The sequence below is a fragment of the Occultella aeris genome (assembly GCF_902703175.1).
GTDB classification, from domain to species: Bacteria; Actinomycetota; Actinomycetes; order Actinomycetales; family Beutenbergiaceae; genus Occultella; species Occultella aeris.
Window position 1 is genome coordinate 35,246 of sequence record NZ_CACRYJ010000061.1, and the last position, 16,064, is coordinate 51,309.

The 16,064-nt window shown below is 68.8% G+C and carries 14 protein-coding genes and 2 pseudogenes; 10 read left to right on the forward strand and 6 right to left on the reverse strand.

Features of this window, described 5'->3' with window-relative positions; genetic code table 11:
* Positions 1-25: 25 nt before the first annotated feature.
* A complete protein-coding gene (locus HALOF300_RS21545; protein ID WP_156742957.1) occupies positions 26-682 on the forward strand; it encodes a DUF5343 domain-containing protein in 657 nt (218 codons plus the stop codon).
* Positions 657-1,196 (forward strand): hypothetical protein, encoded by a 540-nt coding sequence (locus HALOF300_RS21550; protein ID WP_156742958.1) that lies wholly within the window; start codon positions 657-659, stop codon positions 1,194-1,196. Before HALOF300_RS21545 ends, HALOF300_RS21550 begins: the two co-directional genes overlap by 26 nt.
* 228 nt (positions 1,197-1,424) lie before the next feature.
* On the opposite strand, the gene HALOF300_RS21555 is transcribed toward HALOF300_RS21550, so the two are convergent.
* A complete protein-coding gene (locus HALOF300_RS21555) occupies positions 1,425-1,691 on the reverse strand; it encodes a hypothetical protein (RefSeq protein ID WP_156742959.1) in 267 nt (88 codons plus the stop codon).
* Positions 1,692-1,751: 60 nt separating this feature from the next.
* Positions 1,752-3,048 (reverse strand): annotated as a pseudogene (locus HALOF300_RS21560) (ISL3 family transposase).
* Between the two features lie 371 nt (positions 3,049-3,419).
* Between HALOF300_RS21560 and HALOF300_RS27565 the strand changes: the two are divergent.
* From HALOF300_RS27565 to HALOF300_RS21570, 3 genes and pseudogenes are all read left to right on the forward strand, one after another.
* A pseudogene (locus tag HALOF300_RS27565) lies at positions 3,420-3,596 on the forward strand (hypothetical protein); the annotation flags it as partial.
* Positions 3,576-4,238: a tyrosine-type recombinase/integrase gene (locus tag HALOF300_RS21565; protein WP_269455320.1), complete on the forward strand. Its 663-nt coding sequence runs from the start codon at positions 3,576-3,578 to the stop codon at positions 4,236-4,238. The pseudogene HALOF300_RS27565 and the gene HALOF300_RS21565, both read left to right, overlap by 21 nt.
* Positions 4,239-4,689: 451 nt before the next feature.
* Positions 4,690-5,610 (forward strand): hypothetical protein, encoded by a 921-nt coding sequence (locus HALOF300_RS21570; protein WP_156742961.1) that lies wholly within the window; start codon positions 4,690-4,692, stop codon positions 5,608-5,610.
* A 592-nt stretch (positions 5,611-6,202) separates the two neighbouring features.
* On the opposite strand, the gene HALOF300_RS21575 is transcribed toward HALOF300_RS21570, so the two are convergent.
* On the reverse strand, positions 6,203-6,571 hold the full coding sequence (locus HALOF300_RS21575; RefSeq protein ID WP_156742962.1) for a YciI family protein: 369 nt from the start codon (positions 6,569-6,571) through the stop codon (positions 6,203-6,205).
* Between the two features lie 113 nt (positions 6,572-6,684).
* A complete protein-coding gene (locus tag HALOF300_RS21580; RefSeq protein WP_197522747.1) occupies positions 6,685-8,457 on the reverse strand; it encodes an MFS transporter in 1,773 nt (590 codons plus the stop codon).
* 246 nt (positions 8,458-8,703) lie between these two features.
* Between HALOF300_RS21580 and HALOF300_RS21585 the strand changes: the two genes are divergently transcribed.
* Positions 8,704-9,570: a LysR substrate-binding domain-containing protein gene (locus tag HALOF300_RS21585; RefSeq protein ID WP_156742964.1), complete on the forward strand. Its 867-nt coding sequence runs from the start codon at positions 8,704-8,706 to the stop codon at positions 9,568-9,570.
* Between the two features lie 145 nt (positions 9,571-9,715).
* On the opposite strand, the gene HALOF300_RS21590 is transcribed toward HALOF300_RS21585, so the two are convergent.
* Entirely contained in the window at positions 9,716-10,339 is a 624-nt protein-coding gene (locus tag HALOF300_RS21590; RefSeq protein ID WP_156742965.1) for a hypothetical protein, read from the reverse strand.
* 270 nt (positions 10,340-10,609) lie between these two features.
* On the opposite strand from HALOF300_RS21590, the gene HALOF300_RS21595 reads away from it, so the two are divergent.
* The 3 genes from HALOF300_RS21595 (at position 10,610) to HALOF300_RS21605 (ending at position 12,276) form a co-directional block, all read left to right on the forward strand.
* The gene (locus HALOF300_RS21595) at positions 10,610-11,104 is read left to right on the forward strand and encodes an SRPBCC family protein (RefSeq protein ID WP_197522748.1); all 495 of its coding nucleotides are present in this window, start codon (positions 10,610-10,612) and stop codon (positions 11,102-11,104) included.
* A gap of 76 nt (positions 11,105-11,180) precedes the next feature.
* Positions 11,181-11,567 carry a cupin domain-containing protein gene (locus HALOF300_RS21600; RefSeq protein ID WP_156742967.1) on the forward strand — a complete coding sequence of 129 codons (387 nt, stop codon included), beginning with the start codon at positions 11,181-11,183 and terminating at the stop codon, positions 11,565-11,567.
* A gap of 40 nt (positions 11,568-11,607) precedes the next feature.
* Positions 11,608-12,276: a DsbA family oxidoreductase gene (locus HALOF300_RS21605; RefSeq protein WP_156742968.1), complete on the forward strand. Its 669-nt coding sequence runs from the start codon at positions 11,608-11,610 to the stop codon at positions 12,274-12,276.
* Between the two features lie 156 nt (positions 12,277-12,432).
* Here the strand turns inward: HALOF300_RS21605 and HALOF300_RS21610 are convergent, their stop codons facing one another.
* A complete protein-coding gene (locus HALOF300_RS21610; protein WP_156742969.1) occupies positions 12,433-14,397 on the reverse strand; it encodes a phosphoenolpyruvate carboxykinase (GTP) in 1,965 nt (654 codons plus the stop codon).
* Positions 14,398-14,514: 117 nt separating this feature from the next.
* Here HALOF300_RS21610 and HALOF300_RS21615 point away from each other — a divergent pair, with 117 nt between their 5' ends.
* A complete protein-coding gene (locus HALOF300_RS21615) occupies positions 14,515-16,050 on the forward strand; it encodes a helix-turn-helix domain-containing protein (protein ID WP_156742970.1) in 1,536 nt (511 codons plus the stop codon).
* The last annotated feature ends 14 nt before the right edge of the window (positions 16,051-16,064 follow it).

Consider the following 16,064-nt stretch of genomic DNA (forward strand, 5'->3'; position numbering starts at 1 on the left):
CGGTGGTGAGGCATAGGATGTGGCAATGGCAGCAGAGAACCCGTTTCCTTACACCCCGACGCCGGGTAAGCTCGAGGAGTTCCTCCAGAAGCTCCAATCCGTCGCGGTGCCACCCAAGATCGACCAGAAGTACCTCGTCTCCGTGGGCTTCGGATCGTCAAACAGCCGCCCGTTCATTCCGCTCATGAAGAAGATTGGACTGCTTGGGCAAGGAGGCGTGCCCGGCGACATTTATACCAAGGGCCTTCGCGGCGGAGACGTTGGTCGAGCGCTGGTCGCCGATGGGATCCGAGCCGGTTATAGCAACGTCTACGAGGTCTTCGACGACGCGCACGACCGCTCGGCGGCTGAGCTAGCCACATTCTTCAAGAGTCATTCGACATTGGATGACACGAAGGTCGGGCTTGCAGTGAGCACCTTCAAGGCGCTCTGCAAGTTCGGAGACTTCTCCGGCGGCGGGTCCAGCGGTGGGAAGGTCAAGAAGAAGGCCGGCGGCCCGGAGGATGGCGACAGCCGTGGAGACAGTGGTGGTGGCCACGGTGGCCAGTCAAGCGTCACTATCAACGTGAACATCGCGTTGTCGGTTGATGCCACGAGCGACCCGAAGGTCTACGACGCCTTCTTCGCCGCGATGGCGAAGCACATCAAGGTGCTTGATGGCGGCTCCACGAACTCCGCGTGAGGTTGCGGACTGGGCTGCATCGGCGCAGGCGGACCTAAGCAAGCTCCTCGCGAAGCGCGAAGTATCCAGTCACCGCGTCCTCACACTGACGGAGTCCTTCGAGAAGCTCACGAAGCTGAGCCTCAAGCAGGACAAGATGTTCCGCGAGGCGCTGCAGTGTGCTGAGCAGGGTTTCTACCGCTCTGCACATGTGGCAGCGTGGGCGGCCGTCATCGACTTCTGTCACGAGTGGGCCGCTGATCCGTCTAGGCTCGCTAAGATCCAAGCTGCGCGGACGAAGTGGGTCCTCAAGGGTCCCGCCGACTTCCGGTCGTACGTCGACTTCCAACTCTTTGAAGCGCTGGAGGCGGCAGGTCTGATGACCAAGACTGTGATGAAAGCCTTCCAGGGATTGCTCAATAAGCGGAACGAGTGCGCGCACCCCGAGGACTACGACCCGACGATCAACGACACACTCGGATACCTCGATGAACTCATGAAGCGGGTCGCAGCACTCCAGGCCAAGTCGCCTTAACCGAGACTTGAGCCCAATGCTCCTTTGGCGGTGCGGCTGGACCAGATTTTCACACTGGCCGCGGACTCCGAGATCGAGGTTTTCGGGCTCATCGCAATCCAGGGTGTAGGCGTGGTCGGAGACCGCGGTCTCCACCGACGCCTGAGCAGTTCGGCCTGGGGGACGTACGAACGGCGGGATGTTGTCGCGATCGTCCGGCACGGGTAGGCGTCGACTATCCGCGCTGGCTCAACCTCTCTCTTCATCTGGCGCCGCGGCCTCGGCTGAACTGCTAGCTCGATGTTGGCGGATCGCTTGGCTACGGATAGTCGCGAAACGGATCATCGCGAAGACCCCGAAGGCGGCGAGTATTGCTGACAGCACTGCGGTGCCGATGTCGCCGTCGAGGTAGTTGCTATACCCGACCATGGCGGAGCCGATCACCAGAAGCGCCCCACTCAGGATCATGACGACGCCGAGCCAGCCGGCGTAGAGGTGAGCGCGGGGAGTAACCATCTGAACATGCTGCCACCGATCCCCCTCACATGGACGCGCGTCTGGGTAGCCGGCTCATCCCTATTGAGGGCGCAGTCGGGGTCTGAAGCCGCCGGTCTCCAGCAGACTGCGCGCGATGTAGTTCGCCAGGTTGCGGAACCCGAGCGCGGAGCCGCGGAGGTGTTCGAGACGGCCGTTGATGGCCTCGGTAGGGCCGTTGCTGGTGCCCGGTCTGTCGAAGAAGGCCAGCACGTCGGTGGCTCGTAGCCGCAGGGTCCGGCCGAGGCGGGCCAGTTCCTCGAGCCCGTCGGGGATGCCCGTGCGCAGGGTGTCGATCACGGCTTGCATCGCTTCCTTTCCCAGTCCCCGGTCGGGCTCGCGGTAGGCGGCGATCATGCGCTGGTAGATGCCCCAGGTCGCTTCCACGGCAACGTGGTGGTCGTCGGCGAATAGCGCCTCGACCCGTTCGACCTGGCGGTCCGTGAGCAGCCCCGCTCCGGTGTGAAGAGTGCGCCGACAGGAATAGAGCGGGTCACCAGAGCGGCCACGGTGACCGTGCAGCAGCAGCTGGATGCGGCGCCGACAGACATCGACGGCCTCGCCGGCCAGCCGCACGACGTGGAACGGGTCCATGACCGCGACCGCCTCCGGCAGCTCTTCGGTGGTCGCGGTCTTGAATCCGCTGAACCCGTCCATCGCGACCACCTCGACGCCGTCGTGCCACGCTCGTGGGCGCTGCGCAAGCCAGGTCTTGAGCACCGCCTTCGATCGGCCCTCGATCATGTCCAGCAACCCGGACGGGCCGCGGCCGTCGCGAACCGGAGTGAGATCGATAATGACCGTGACGTACTTGTCGCCGCGGCGGGTGTGGCGCCACACCTGCTCGTCTACCCCGACCACGCGCACGCCCTCGAACCGGGCCGGGTCATCGATCAACACCCGGCGGCCTTCGGCCAGCACCGCGTTGTTCGCGGCGTGCCAGGACACCCCGAGCCCTGCCGCCACCCTGCTCACGGTGAGATGATCGATCACGATCGCCTCCAGCGCCCACTTCAACGCCCGACGTGAGAGCTTGGCCCGCAGCGGCGCGGCCGCGGTAGTGTCCTGACGCCAGACCCGGCAACAGCCCTGGCAGCGGTAGCGGCACACCCGTACCAACAACGTCGTGGGCCGATGCCCAGCCGGCTCGTGCGGAGGCGCCGAGCCACAGTGCCGCGTGTCTCGCCCTCTGCGCCACAGGTCCGGCACCACGGATCAGCCTCTACGACGCGGCGCTCGATCACCGCCCGATCAGGCTCTGCCCGACGGCCACGAGACCGAGCTCATCGAGCCGGCAGAACCTCGTCAGGTCAGGGTCAGCGAAAGTAACGTCAAGCACGTCGAGGTCTTCCAGGTGGGCTGTGTGAGAACTCCCATCATCGGGGGACCCCAACCCACGCCCGGCTACCGCGCCGCTACACCCTCAACTGCGAAGAGCCGGTTTTCGCGCAAATCCACGTTGCTGACGCCGACATGCTCGCGGCCGCTCGCCGTCTAGCTCGCGAAGGAATGACACGCTTCCAGCATCACTGCGCCGCTGACCCTATCGTCGCGTTGGCGCCGAGCACGGCTGGGTCCCTTCGACGTCGCCGTGCGAGGCGGTCATGTCCACCACTACTCGCACAGAGGACCTACTGCCGTTCCAGCCGGCCTCCATGAGCCCCGGCCCAGCTATCAGCGGTCTCCTTCCTCGCTCGCTACAGCGGTGCCACGCACGCCTTGTACGCCGCGCAACTACGGCGGTGGTTCGGACGGTGCGACGCCAATGGCCTCGACCGACTGGTCGGGATCCAACGTGCCCACGTCGAGCTCTACATCCGCCAACTCGGCGAAGACGGGCTGATGGACTCCTCGGTGAACACGATGATGCACGCCGTCCGGGGCTACTTCCGGTTCGCACACATCGACGGCACCATCCCCGCCGACCCGGCCGTGTATGCCCGACTACCGAAGGTGCACCGCGACGAATCCCGCACCCAAGGCTTGGACCGCCTGGAGCTGATCCGGTTCCTGCAGGTTGCACCTACCATCACGGTCCACCACGGCGCATTGGCCTACCTGCTCGGGATCAACGCGTTGCGGGCCTCGGAGGCCGCTGCCGTGCGGATCGAGGACTACGCGGACCTCTTGCGCGGACATCGAGTGCTGCACCTGATCGGCAAGGGCAACAAGCCCGCCACCATGCCGCTCACCGTGCCGGTGCTGCGAGTGCTGGAGGCCTGCCGAGGCGAACGCACCGCCGGACCACTCGTGCTGCGCCCAGACTCGGGCAGGCCGATCGACCGGCGCGACATCTACCGGATGGTGCAACGCATCGCGAAGACCGCCCGGAACCCTCGGCGCATCGGTCCGCACTCGCTGCGCACGCCGCCATCAGCAACGCGTTGGATGCGGGGGGTGCCCCTTCGAAATGCGCAGATTCTGGCCCGCCACGCTGACCCGAGAACCACCGCGCACTATGACCGAGCCCGAGGCAACCTCGATCGCCACGGCGTCCACTTCCTCACCGCCTACGTCGCTGGTGTCTGACAGCAGTCGAACCGGATACGTCACTTCCGCCCAGAATGACGCACTGCGCTCGCGGCTCGGTCCGAGACCGAGGATAGGCTTCGTTCGTGGTGACCCGGCAGTCCGTTCGTGGTGACCCGAGGTCAGTCTCCGCCTGGGCCGAGACACTCGGTCGTCGAGGTCAAGAGGACATCGCGAGACGCGAGAGCCAGGCCGGAGCCCCCTGGCATGCAGCCAGCACGGTGATAGAGTTTGTGGACCGGACGGGATTCGAACCCGCTAGTCAGAAGATGATAAGCCTCGTCTAGCACCATACCCGGCCCGAGTGGATGAGATGCGCCCCGGTTCCCGCCGGGGCGCATCTTTTGTATCTTCGCGAGCATAGCACATGCCGCTTGACATGCTCCTGTGTCGACACGCAGGCACTTGACGGCTGGTACACGGGCGGTACTCTTGCTACAGGAGGTGGATTATGGACGGATCTCAGGCCCCGGCCCGGAGGGCTAGGGGGCGTAGCCCTGCCTATCCCGCCATCAACCTCGAGCGGGCAATCCAGCGTGTCGGTCAGTTGTACGACCGCGACAAGCGTTTTGGCATCCCTGTGGCGTCGGTGCCAGGCATCTGGGACTACAAGTCACTAAACGGTCCGGCGAGCCAGGTTGTCTCGGCACTGAAGCAGTTCGGGCTCGTCGACGACGAAGGAACCAAGGCAGAGCGGGTGATCACAGTCAGTCAACTCGCGGAGGACCTACTGAGGCATCCGAGTAGCGACGCGCGCGAAGCGGCGAGGAAGACGGCTGCCCTTCGGCCCTTGATTCACCAAGAAATGTGGAGCGAATACGGCGCCCATCTCCCTTCGGACGCGAACCTCCTGTGGCGATTGACACGCGAGCGTGCTTTCACGGAGACGGGTGCTAAGGAGTTTGTGCGCCAGTGGCGCGAGACGATGGACTATGCGCAACTCGGAGAGGAAGACGCTTCCGACGCGCACAGAGGCAGCGACTTGCCGGACGATGAGGCCGTAAGCGCCTCCGCTGACTCCGGACCCGTTGATGCCACAGACTCCGGGCCTTCGAGCGCGGGTCCGAGCAACCCGCCAGCGTGGGACCTGTTCGGAGGATTCAGCGGTCGCACGGCGGCTCCTGCGTCCGCGTCACCACCGGCAAGTGAGGAGGTGCCACGTGCAGTGCCAGTGCAGACTTACCCGATCCCAATCGCCCTGACTGGTCGACCACCAGTGATGATCAGCGGCGCGTTTCCGCTGTCTGCGACCGAGTGGGACCAGTTCAAGGCTGTTCTTGAAGCGATGAAGCCCGTGCTTGTCGGGGATGCTGCCTCGCTAGTTCCGAACAGCGGTCCCCTACTGGCCGGAACTGAGGAAGACCGCTCATGACACCCCCCGCGCCGCACGATACTCACCCGCGCCTCCATGTCCTCGGCGACGTGCTCAGCCATGCGAGCCTCGTACGCAGCCTTGCTCTCGCCACGTCTCCGAGCGACTGGCGTCCTCAGCCTGAGGGTCACTCGTTCACACAGCCTTGTCGACGAGCAGCCGGAGGATCGCCCGGTGTCGGCCAGGAGTACTCTCCGGTGAGTCGATGCCATCTGCGGTGACGTCCGTGTTGGCTGGCCGATCGAGCAGGGCAGAGATCTTTGCTCGTGCCTTCGATCATGCTGTGCAGACGGGCGACCTTGGGCCGCGCCTCGATCGGACATCACGCCGATCACGAAGGCGCCCTCACGTTCACGTTGGTCGCGGAGGTTGTCGTGCTCACGTTCGAGGTCGGCTGCCTCGGCATCAACCTTCCCGTCCGGCTCAGACCCAGATGCACCTCGGCTTCGAACAGGCACTGGACAGCAAGGGCCCACTCGGCGGCGTTGGCCAGAGGTGACCCAGCCCGCCGGTTGAGGTGTGACGAACGCAGAGATCGTCGACGAGCGGACGAGCCCCAAACGGGGCCAGTCCGAGTCTTCGCTGGGTGAACTCAGTTGCCTGGCGGCACCTGGAAGGCCCTGACCTCGATCCGACCGCCGAGCGCCTTCGATGCGCGCGCGGCCCAGTCAAGGGCGGCGCGCTCGTCGGCCACGTCGATGACCCAGAAGCCTCCGAGATACTCGGGAGCCTCGACGAAGGGGCCGTTGACGGTGCTCAGCGAGTCGCCGGTGTTGTCGACGGTGATCGCGCTCGAGGGCGGCATTAGCCCGCCGGCGAAGACGAAGGCGCCAGTCGACGTGAGTTCCTCAAGGATCGCGCCGGTGGCAGCCAGTGCGGCCTCGAGCTCGGCCGGGTCCATGGTCTCCATGGTCGGCTCTTCGTCGGAGTCGTGCGGAACGGACAGCAGAAATTGGCTCATGCTCAGTTGGACAGTCCTGGACGCGCGAACTCATCGGTCCCCGCGGCGCTGACGTCACTTCGGTCACCTTCATGGCGACGACTGTCCGTGCCCCGGGCAGGGTCGGGACCGACTCAGAGTGTTGCCGGGACCCGCTTGCGTCGCGAGCCGTGGACGTGCGCGGGCTCGTCCAGCAGCACCAGGTCGGGATACGGCTCCGAGTCGGTGACGTGCTCGGGGTCTGGCTGCGGCGCACGGCCGGACTGCGGCGCAGGGTCAGCCTCCGCGACGTCCGCACGCACCGAGCGGTCCGCGAGCGACTCCTCCTCGGCCCCGAGCATCGGCACGGGATCGGGGACCGACGCCCGCTCCACCAGGTCCTCTGCCGCGGCCGGAGCCGACGGGTCCGATTCCTGCTTCGTCTCGGCGTGCGCCCCACGTTCGGCGACGAGGACGACCGATTGCTGTTCCGCCGTCGGGCTCGGAGCAGGCACCGCCTCGACAGGCTCCTCCGCGCGGCGTGGCAGGACCTCGAGCGCGACCTCCGGCGTCGCGACCGGCATCGCTGCGCCGTGGGTGCGTGGCACCACGTAGACGAAGCCGCGGCCTGGCCGGTCGCGCAGGCGGAGCACCGGCTTGAGGTCGCCGCGGCGGGCGAGGATGGTGCCGACCACGGCGACACCGAGCAGCGGCCCGACGGCGCACGCCGCCAGGCCTGCGTGGGCGCCGTAGTGCTCGGCCACCCAGCCGATCAGCAGGCCGGAGAAGGCCTGTGCGCCCATGTTGATGAGCACGTACAGGGACAGCACCCGGCCGCGCATCGCGGGGTCGGCGCTCGTCTGCACCAGGGTGTTGCTGCGGGTCAGGTAGAGCAGGCAGCTCAGCCCGACGCCGAAGAGCGCGACCAGGAACAGCCAGAACACGGACAGCACGGAGGCCACCAGGAGCAGGACCCCGAGCGCGGCGGCACCGCCGACCAGGGTCCGCAGACGCAGCGTGCGGGCGCGGCCGGCAAAGATCGCACCGGTGCACGCACCGGCCGCGAGCGTCGAGGTGAGCAGGCCGTAGCCGCTGGCGCCGGCACCGACCACCTCGTTCGCGTACTGCGCAAGAACCGTGGCCATGTTCACCCCGGTGATCGCGACGAACCCGACCAGCACGCAGGCCCAGAGGATCTCCGGCTTGCTCCGCACGTGGGCCAGGCCCTCGCGCAGCTGTCCCTTGGCGCGAGCCACCACCGGCGCGAGGTGCATCTCCGATCGCCGCATCCGGAAGATCAGGAGCGCGGCGATCCAGCAGGCGATCGCGTTCGCGACGAACGCCCAGCCGTTGCCGACCAGAGCGATCAGCGCGGCGGCGAAGGCCGGGCCGATCAGCGCACCGAGCTGGAACACGGAGGTGTTCAGGCTGATCGCTCGGCGGAGCAGCTTCGGGCCCGCGATCTCGTGGATGAACGCCTGCCGGGCCGGGTTGTCCACCACGATCGCCATGCCGCCGAGCAGCGCCGAGGCGAGCACGTGCCACACCTCGACCGCGCCGAGCAGCGTCAGGATGCCGACCACGAGCGTGAACGTGCCGAACAGCGTCTGGGTGACGGTGAGGATCCGCTGGCGGTTGTAGCGGTCCGCGATAACGCCACCGAACAGACCGAACACCAGCATCGGCGCGAACTGCAGCGCGACGGTCAGGCCGACCAGTGCGGCGGAGCCGCTGAGTTCCAGCACCAGCCAGTCCTGGGCGACCCGGGCGGCCCAACCGCACGTGCTGGTGAGCACCTGCGAGGAGACGTAGAACCGGTAGTTCCGCACGCGCAGGGCATCGACGATGCCGGAACCGGCGGGGGCCGGCGAGCGGAGGGGTCGGAGGGCGAACGGGGACGGGAGCCTGGTGAGGCGGGCCGAAGGCACAGAGGTCCTTAGTGAAGTGCGCGAGTAAGTGAGTCGGAGTCGGACCGGGAGACGGATCTCGAGGCGAGCACCGGGGCATCGAGGCGGTGCTGCGAGCATCGGGTCGACGCCTCGGAAGTGAGGCGGTACCGCCAAGCCTAGGCAGGCTTGACCCATAAGTCGAAGCCATACATCCTATAAGTGCCATTGCCAATCGCAATGACTGCGACGACATGATCGAATCGTTACGACGACGAGGTGCGGCCTTTGTTCGATCCCACCCTGCTGCGTACCTTCCTGGTACTGAGCGACACGTTGAGCTTCACCCGGACGGCCGAGCGGCTGGGCATCTCCCAGCCGACGGTGAGCCAGCACGTCGGCAGACTGGAGCGGGCCGCGGGCCGTTCGCTCGTGCTGCGGGACACCCGGGCGGTCACCCTGACCGACAACGGCGAGGCGATGGCCGGCTTTGCCCGCACCATTCTCGCGGCCCACGACCAGGCCGTGGCGTATTTCACAGGTTCGGCGATGAGCGGGCGGCTCCGGTTCGGCGCGGCGGACGATCTGGCGCTCACCCAGCTGCCCCGGATCCTGCGGGACTTCCGTCAGCTCCACCCGCAGATCAGCCTCGAGCTGACGGTGGCCCAGTCCGGACTGCTCCACCGCCGGCTGCTCGCCGGGCACCTGGACCTGGTGTTCATCAAGGAGAACCCGGGCGAGACCGAGGGCCAGCTGGTGCGGCGGGACCGGTTGGTCTGGGCGGGCCTGCCGAGCACGAGGATCGACCCGGGCGACGTGGTGCCGCTGATCACCTATCCGAACCCGAGCCTGAGCCGGCTCACCGCGGTCCGCGCGCTCGAGGATGCGGGACGCACCTGGCGGGTGACCTGCACCACGCGGGAGATCAACGGCGTGCTCGCCGCGGTGCGGGCCGGCCTCGGCGTCACCCCACTGGCGCAGAGCCTGATCCCGCAGGATCTCTCGATCCCGCCGGCAGCCTCGGGGCTGCCGGCGCTGGGCGACGTCGATCTGACGTTGGTCGCGAACCCACAAGCGCCGGTCGCCCCGGTGGCCGCGCTGACGGCGGCGATCCTGAGCAGCGGGGCGGATCCGCTGGCGCCCGCGCGCCGCTGAGGAGGTGGCGGGCCGGACCGGTCAGGGCGCACGCCATCGGTGCCCGCCGTTTGCAGGCGGCTCCGTTTGCTCGCCGACCGTTCGCAGGCGCGCCCGGGCGTGCGACGGCCCGGACGCGTCGCGTCCGGGCCGGTCGACCGGGAGCTCAGTCCTTGGAGTCGAGTGCCTTGGTCTGCTGCACGAAGTAGTCGACGAACAGGCGCCCGACGGTCAGCACCACGAACCCGAGGGCCGGCCCCGTGATCAGGGCGCCGAGCCCGTCGAGCAGGCTCACCGCGCCGCCGCCGTACGCGCTGGCAACCAGGATGAAGTGCCGGATGGCGGCGAACACACCGCCCACGGCGAGCACTGCGGCGAGGACGATGATCGCGACGTAGGCGAGCTTCGCCGTCTTCAGCGTCGAAGGCGTCGCGAACTCGGTGTCGAAGAGTCCGGGGCCACCGGGCGCCGTCGGGTAGGGGGCGCCGCCGTACTGGCCGCCGAAGCCGGCCTGGCCGTACGGGCCGGGCTGGGCCTGACCCGGCTGCTGCGGCTGGCCGGGCTGCTGGCCGTAGCCACCGGCCTGGCCGTACTGATCCGCCTGGCCGGGTGCCTGGCTCGCTTGGCCGTAGGCCGCCTGGCCCGCCTGGTCGTAGGCCGCCTGGCTGGCCTGACCGTAGGAGCCCGGCGCCTGACTCGCCTGCCCGTACTCGCCCCCCGGGTTCTGCTGTGTGCCGTACTGCTGGCCGGGGACACCCTGCGGCGACTGCGGTGGCTGGTACTGGCTCATGTGTCTGGTAACCCCTCGGGAGTGCGTGGTCGGTCGCGGGCATCCGTCGCCCACGATCAGTCACCCTAGGCCCAAACGCGGCCGGCCCCCGGGAGGCGGGTGGGCAGTCCTGCCCGTCGGCCCTCCGATCTCCCGATCCGACCCCGCGTCACCAGCAGGGTCCTGGCCGGCCCGGCCTTGTGCCCGGCAACCACCGCTCAGTACGGTCAGGCACGGATCGCCCGCCGTCGGGTGCAGCGAGCACCCCGGCACGATCGAAGAGGAGAACCCGTGAGCGACGTCAGCGCCACCGGCTACCTGCGGGAGGACAGCAGCGGCCTCGAACTCGTCTTCGAGCGCACCTTCGAGGCACCGATCACCGAGATCTGGTCCACGCTGACCACCTCCGAGGGCACCGCCGCGTGGATCGGCACCTGGACCGGGGACGCCCGCGAGGGTGGGTCCGTCTCCTTCACGATGACCGCCGAGGAGAGCGCCGAGCCGGAGGATGTCGCGATCCTCGAGTGCCAGGCACCGACCCGGCTCCAGGTCGAGTTCGCCAGCGAGGCGGGCGTCTGGCACCTCGAGGCCGACCTGCGCGAGGTCGACGGCGTCACCACGCTCGAGTTCTCCCAGCTGCTGGACCAGGGCCAGGACATCACAAGTATCGGCCCCGGCTGGGACTTCTACCTGGACCGCTTGGTCGCGTCCCGGACCGGCGCGCCGATGCCCGTCTGGTCCGAGTACTTCCCTGTCCTGAGCGCGCACTACGCGCGACTCGGCTGATCCACTGTCGCGGGGCGACGCCGTCAGGCAGGATGGGTCGGACAGCACCACACCGCCGTCACGCGAAGGAGCGACCATGACCAGCCACGAGGTCCGCGCAGGAGTCACGGATCTGGACGGTCTGGCCCGCGAACACCTTGCCCTCGCCGCTGCGTCCCCACACGGACGCAGCGCGCACCTGTTCGTCCACGACGGGCCGCTGCGCCAGACGATGGTCGCGATCGTCGCCGGTTCCGAACTTGCCGAGCACAATGCTCCACCTGCCGCGAGCCTGCAGGTGCTCACCGGGCGGATCGTGCTCTGGAGCGCCGACGCCGAGGACGAGGTGGCCGCCGGCGGCGTCATCTCGATCCCCCAGGCCCGTCATGGCGTCCGCGCGCTGGAGGATTCCGCGTTCGTGCTGACCGCCGTCACCTCGACGCCGTTGGGCGGGCGGGACTGGGGCATCGGCCAGGAGCGCTGACGGCGGGAATGCTCTGCGGGGCAGGCCTGTTGCCACCCATATGACCAAGCCGACCCTGACCGTGGACATCTGGTCCGACATCGCCTGCCCGTGGTGCTACATCGGCAAGCGGAAGTTCGAGGAGGGGCGCCGCGCCTACGACGGCGAGGTGGAGGTGCGCTACCACTCGTTCGAGCTCGCGCCGGACACCCCGGTCGACTTCGAGGGCAGCGAGGTGGACTTCCTCGCCACCCACAAGGGGATGCCTGCCGGTCAGGTGCAGCAGATGCTCGACCGGGTGACCTCGATCGCCGCCGAGGTCGGCCTGAGCTACGACTTCGACACGCTCCGCCACACCAACACCCTGCTCGCCCACCAGGCCCTCCATTTCGCGAAGGCCAACGGCAAGCAGCATGAGCTCCTGGAGCGGTTGTTCGCCGCGTACTTCGAGCAGGGTCGCCACCTCGGCCGCGCCGAGGAACTGGCGGACCTCGGTGCCGACGTCGGGCTGGACCGGGCCGACCTGCTCGCCGCGCTCGAGTCACAGACCTACGCCGACGACGTCCAGGCCGACCTCGACCGGGCCCTCGCCCTCGGGATCTCCGGCGTGCCCTTCTTCGTCATCGACGGCAAGTACGGCGTGTCCGGGGCGCAGAGCCCAGAGACGTTCACCCAGGTGCTCGAGCACGTGGCCGCCGACGAGGCCCGCGAGGGAGCCGGCGTTGAGTGACGCAGTGTTCGGCGAGGCCTCGTCGAACGAGGTCCGGCCGAGCGGGGCACCTGGTCCCGTGACGCCGGCGGGCCCGATCGGCCTCGCCGCGATCCCCGGGCTGCCGGATCTCGAGGCGGTCGGCTGGTGCGGGCCCGACGGCGTGTGTCACGTCCCTCAGGACGTCGCGGCCGCCCGTGCGGGCGCGGAGCCCGCGGCCGAGCGGGTGAGCCGCTCCCGCAACGCGGCCAGCTGAGCCGACATGGCCGGCGGTAGCCGGTCCCCGAACTGCTCGAAGTAGTCCTCGGTGAGGTCCGCCTCGGCGAGCCACGCCCGGGCGTCGACGTCGAGCAGTGCCGCCAGTGCGCCGTCGGGCAGGTCGAGCCCGGCGAGGTTCAGCTCGCCCTCGGCCGGTAGCCTCCCCAACTGGCTCGGCCGGCCGGAGACCTCGCCGGCGACGCGACGCAGGACCCAGTCCAGGACCCGGGAGTTCTCCGAGAACCCGGGCCACAGGAACGTCCCGTCGGCGCCCTTGCGGAACCAGTTCACGGCGAAGATCTTCGGCGCGTCCGCACCGAGGAGCTCCCCCATCCGCAGCCAGTGGCCCCAGTGGTCGGCCATGTTGTAGCCGCAGAACGGAAGCATGGCGAACGGGTCCCGGCGCAGCTGCCCGACGGTGCCCTCGGCCGCCGCGGTCTGCTCGGAGGACACCGTGGCGCCGTAGAAGACCCCATGCGCCCAGTCCTGCGACTGCATCACCAGCGGCACGTTGCTGGCGCGACGCCCGCCGAACAGGATCGCGTCGACCGGGACGCCGTCCGGATCGTCCCAGTGCTCGTCGATCACCGGGCACTGGTCCGCGGCCACCGTGAACCGTGAGTTCGGGTGCGCGGCGGGCCGCCCGTGCGCCGCGCCGACGTCGGGGGTCCAGTCACGGCCCTGCCAGTCGATCAGGTGCTCCGGCGCGTCCGGCGTGAGCCCCTCCCACCAGACGTCGCCGTCGTCGGTCAGCGCGACGTTCGTGAAGATGACGTCGTGGGCGAGGGTCTCGATCGCCGTCGGGTTCGTGGTGATCCCGGTGCCGGGGGCTACGCCGAAGAAGCCCGCCTCCGGGTTGATCGCCCGGAGCCGACCGTCCGGCCCGGGCCGCATCCAGACGATGTCGTCGCCGAGGGTGGTCACCGTCCAGCCGGGAATGGACGGCCGCAGCATCGCCAGGTTCGTCTTGCCGCAGGCGCTCGGGAATGCGGCGGCCACATGGAAGGCACGGCCCGAGTCGTCGGCGAGACGGATCAACAGCATGTGCTCGGCGAGCCAGCCCTCGTCGCGGGCGATGGCCGACGCGATCCGCAGCGCGTAGCACTTCTTCCCGAGCAGGGCGTTCCCGCCGTATCCCGAGCCGAACGACCAGATCTCCCGGGTCTCGGGGAAGTGGGTGATGTACTTCGTGTCGCTGCACGGCCACGGCACGTCGGGGATCGCCTCGCCCTCGGCGCCGACCAGCGGCATGCCGACCGAGTGCACCGCGGGCACCCAGGACGACCCGGCCGCGATCTCGTTCAGCGCCGCCGTGCCCACCCGCGTCATGATCCGCATGCTGGCGACGACGTACGGCGAGTCCGTGATCTCGATGCCGACCTGGGAGATCGGACCGCCGACCGGACCCATGGAGAACGGCACCACGTACATCGTGCGTCCGCGCATGCTGCCGGCGAACACGCCGTCGAGGACCTCACGCATCTGCGTTGGGGCCATCCAGTTGTTCGTTGGTCCGGCGTCGACCTCCCGCTCGGAACAGATGTAGGTCGCGGACTCCACGCGCGCCACGTCGGAGGGGGCGGACCGGGCCAGGTAGGAGTTCGGGCGTAGCTCCGGGTTGAGTCTGATCAGCGTGCCGGCTCGCACCAGCGTCTCGATGATCCGGTCGTTCTCCGCCTCGGACCCGTCACACCACTGCACGTCCTCGGGCTGGGTCAGCGCAGCGATCCGGTCGACCCAGGCGGTCACCTCGGCGAGCGGCCCGGGTCGGGCCGCGGGCACGGTGCTACCGGCCGAGAGCCGGCGGGTCGGCCGTTCGGCGCCGAGCAGGATCGGGACGTCGAGGACGTCTGCCTCGGACTCGTCGATGGCGGAGAGGAACATCGGGGGTGACCTTTCGTCGCTGCCGGGAGGGGTGTGACTCCACACTGACGCGACTCGTCGGCGATTCTCGGGAGCATTCTCATGCAACTTTCGCCGAAGTTGCCTTATGGTCAACTCATGCGCCACACGAGTGAGCAGCCACCTCGGCCGGCCCTGACCGTGCCGGTGATCCCGCTCCCGGGAGATCCTGTGGCCGACGCCGCCACGACCGCCCCGGACGGCCTCACCCTCGGCCGCCGGATCCGGCACTTCCGCAACCGGCAGGGCCTCACCCTCTCCGAACTCGCGCGCCGGGTGGACTCCACCACGAGCCAGCTCTCCCACGTCGAGAACGGCAACCGGGAGCCGCGGCTGTCGCTGATCACCGCCATCGCTGCCGCGCTCGGGGTCAGCGTGGCGGAACTCCTGGAACCCGGGCCACCACCGGACCGCCGGGCCGAGCTCGAGATCGCGCTCGACCGGGCGCAGCGAAGCTCCCTGTACGCCGGGCTGGGCGTCGCCCCGGTCCGGCCCGGACGGAACACGCCGCTGAACGTGCTCGAGTCCCTGGTCGCGCTGCACACCGAGCTGGCCAGGCGGGCCACCGAGGCGATCGCCACCCCGGAGGAGGCTCGCCGGGCGAACACCGAGATCCGCATGATCATGCGGACCCGGGACAACTACCTGCCCGAGATCGAGGAACTGGGCGAGGACCTGATCCGCCGGGCCGGGTACACCTCCGGCGCGCTGACCCACAGCACGGTCTCGGAGATGGCCCGGACTCTCGGCTTCGAGCTGATCCATGTGCCGGACCTGCCCCACTCGACCCGCACCGTGACGGACCTCGCGAACGGGCGGATCTACCTGCCGCCGGCGTCCATCCCCGGCGGGCACGGGCTGCGGTCCCTTGCCCTGCAGGCGATCGCGCACCGGGTGCTCGGGCATGTCCGGCCGGTGAGCTATGCGGACTTCCTCCGGCAGCGCTTGGAGATCACCTACTTCGCCGCCACCTGCCTGATCCCCCGCAGCGCCGCCGTCGACTATCTCTCCGAACGCAAGCGGAGTCGGGACCTGGCGATCGAGGACTTCCGTGACGCGTTCGGGGTCACGCATGAGGCGGCCGCGCTGCGCTTCACCAACCTGGCCACCTCGCACCTGGACCTGCCGCTGCACTTCCTGCGGGTCTCCGACGACGGCGCCCTGTACAAGGGGTACGAGAACGACGGTGCCGGCCTGCCCGCGGACGTGCACGGCGCGATCGAGGGCCAGTACGTGTGCCGGCACTGGGCGGCCCGGGCCGCGTTCGAACGACGCACCCGCACCACCGAGTTCCACCAGTACACCGACACCCCGGCCGGCACGTTCTGGTGTTCGACTCAGACCGGCCGCTCCGACGCCGGCGAGTTCTCCATCACCGTGGGGGTGCCGTTCAACCACGCGAAGTGGTTCCGTGGCCGTGAGACCACCCGGCGGGCGGCCTCCACCTGCCCTGACGAGTCCTGCTGCCGGCGTCCGGCCACCGACCTGAGCCGGCGGTGGCAGGAGCACTCGTGGCCGAGCGCGGCACTGCACGCGCAGATCCTCGCGCCGCTGCCCTCGGGGACGTTCCCGGGGGTGGACGACGCCGAGGTGTACGCGTTCCTCGAGGCGAACGCGCCGTCGGAGGCGCCCTGACCGGCGTACCCTCT

Excerpts from the sequence above, each read along its gene's own strand:
- HALOF300_RS21545 (WP_156742957.1), top strand. The coding sequence starts at position 26 with ATGGCAGCAGAGAACCCGTTTCCTTACACCCCGACGCCGGGTAAGCTC.
- HALOF300_RS21550 (WP_156742958.1), top strand. The coding sequence starts at position 657 with ATGGCGGCTCCACGAACTCCGCGTGAGGTTGCGGACTGGGCTGCATCG.
- HALOF300_RS21555 (WP_156742959.1), bottom strand. The coding sequence starts at position 1,691 with ATGGTTACTCCCCGCGCTCACCTCTACGCCGGCTGGCTCGGCGTCGTC.
- HALOF300_RS21565 (WP_269455320.1), top strand. The coding sequence starts at position 3,576 with ATGCACGCCGTCCGGGGCTACTTCCGGTTCGCACACATCGACGGCACC.
- HALOF300_RS21570 (WP_156742961.1), top strand. The coding sequence starts at position 4,690 with ATGGACGGATCTCAGGCCCCGGCCCGGAGGGCTAGGGGGCGTAGCCCT.
- HALOF300_RS21575 (WP_156742962.1), bottom strand. The coding sequence starts at position 6,571 with ATGAGCCAATTTCTGCTGTCCGTTCCGCACGACTCCGACGAAGAGCCG.
- HALOF300_RS21590 (WP_156742965.1), bottom strand. The coding sequence starts at position 10,339 with ATGAGCCAGTACCAGCCACCGCAGTCGCCGCAGGGTGTCCCCGGCCAG.
- HALOF300_RS21600 (WP_156742967.1), top strand. The coding sequence starts at position 11,181 with ATGACCAGCCACGAGGTCCGCGCAGGAGTCACGGATCTGGACGGTCTG.
- HALOF300_RS21605 (WP_156742968.1), top strand. The coding sequence starts at position 11,608 with ATGACCAAGCCGACCCTGACCGTGGACATCTGGTCCGACATCGCCTGC.
- HALOF300_RS21610 (WP_156742969.1), bottom strand. The coding sequence starts at position 14,397 with ATGTTCCTCTCCGCCATCGACGAGTCCGAGGCAGACGTCCTCGACGTC.
- HALOF300_RS21615 (WP_156742970.1), top strand. The coding sequence starts at position 14,515 with ATGCGCCACACGAGTGAGCAGCCACCTCGGCCGGCCCTGACCGTGCCG.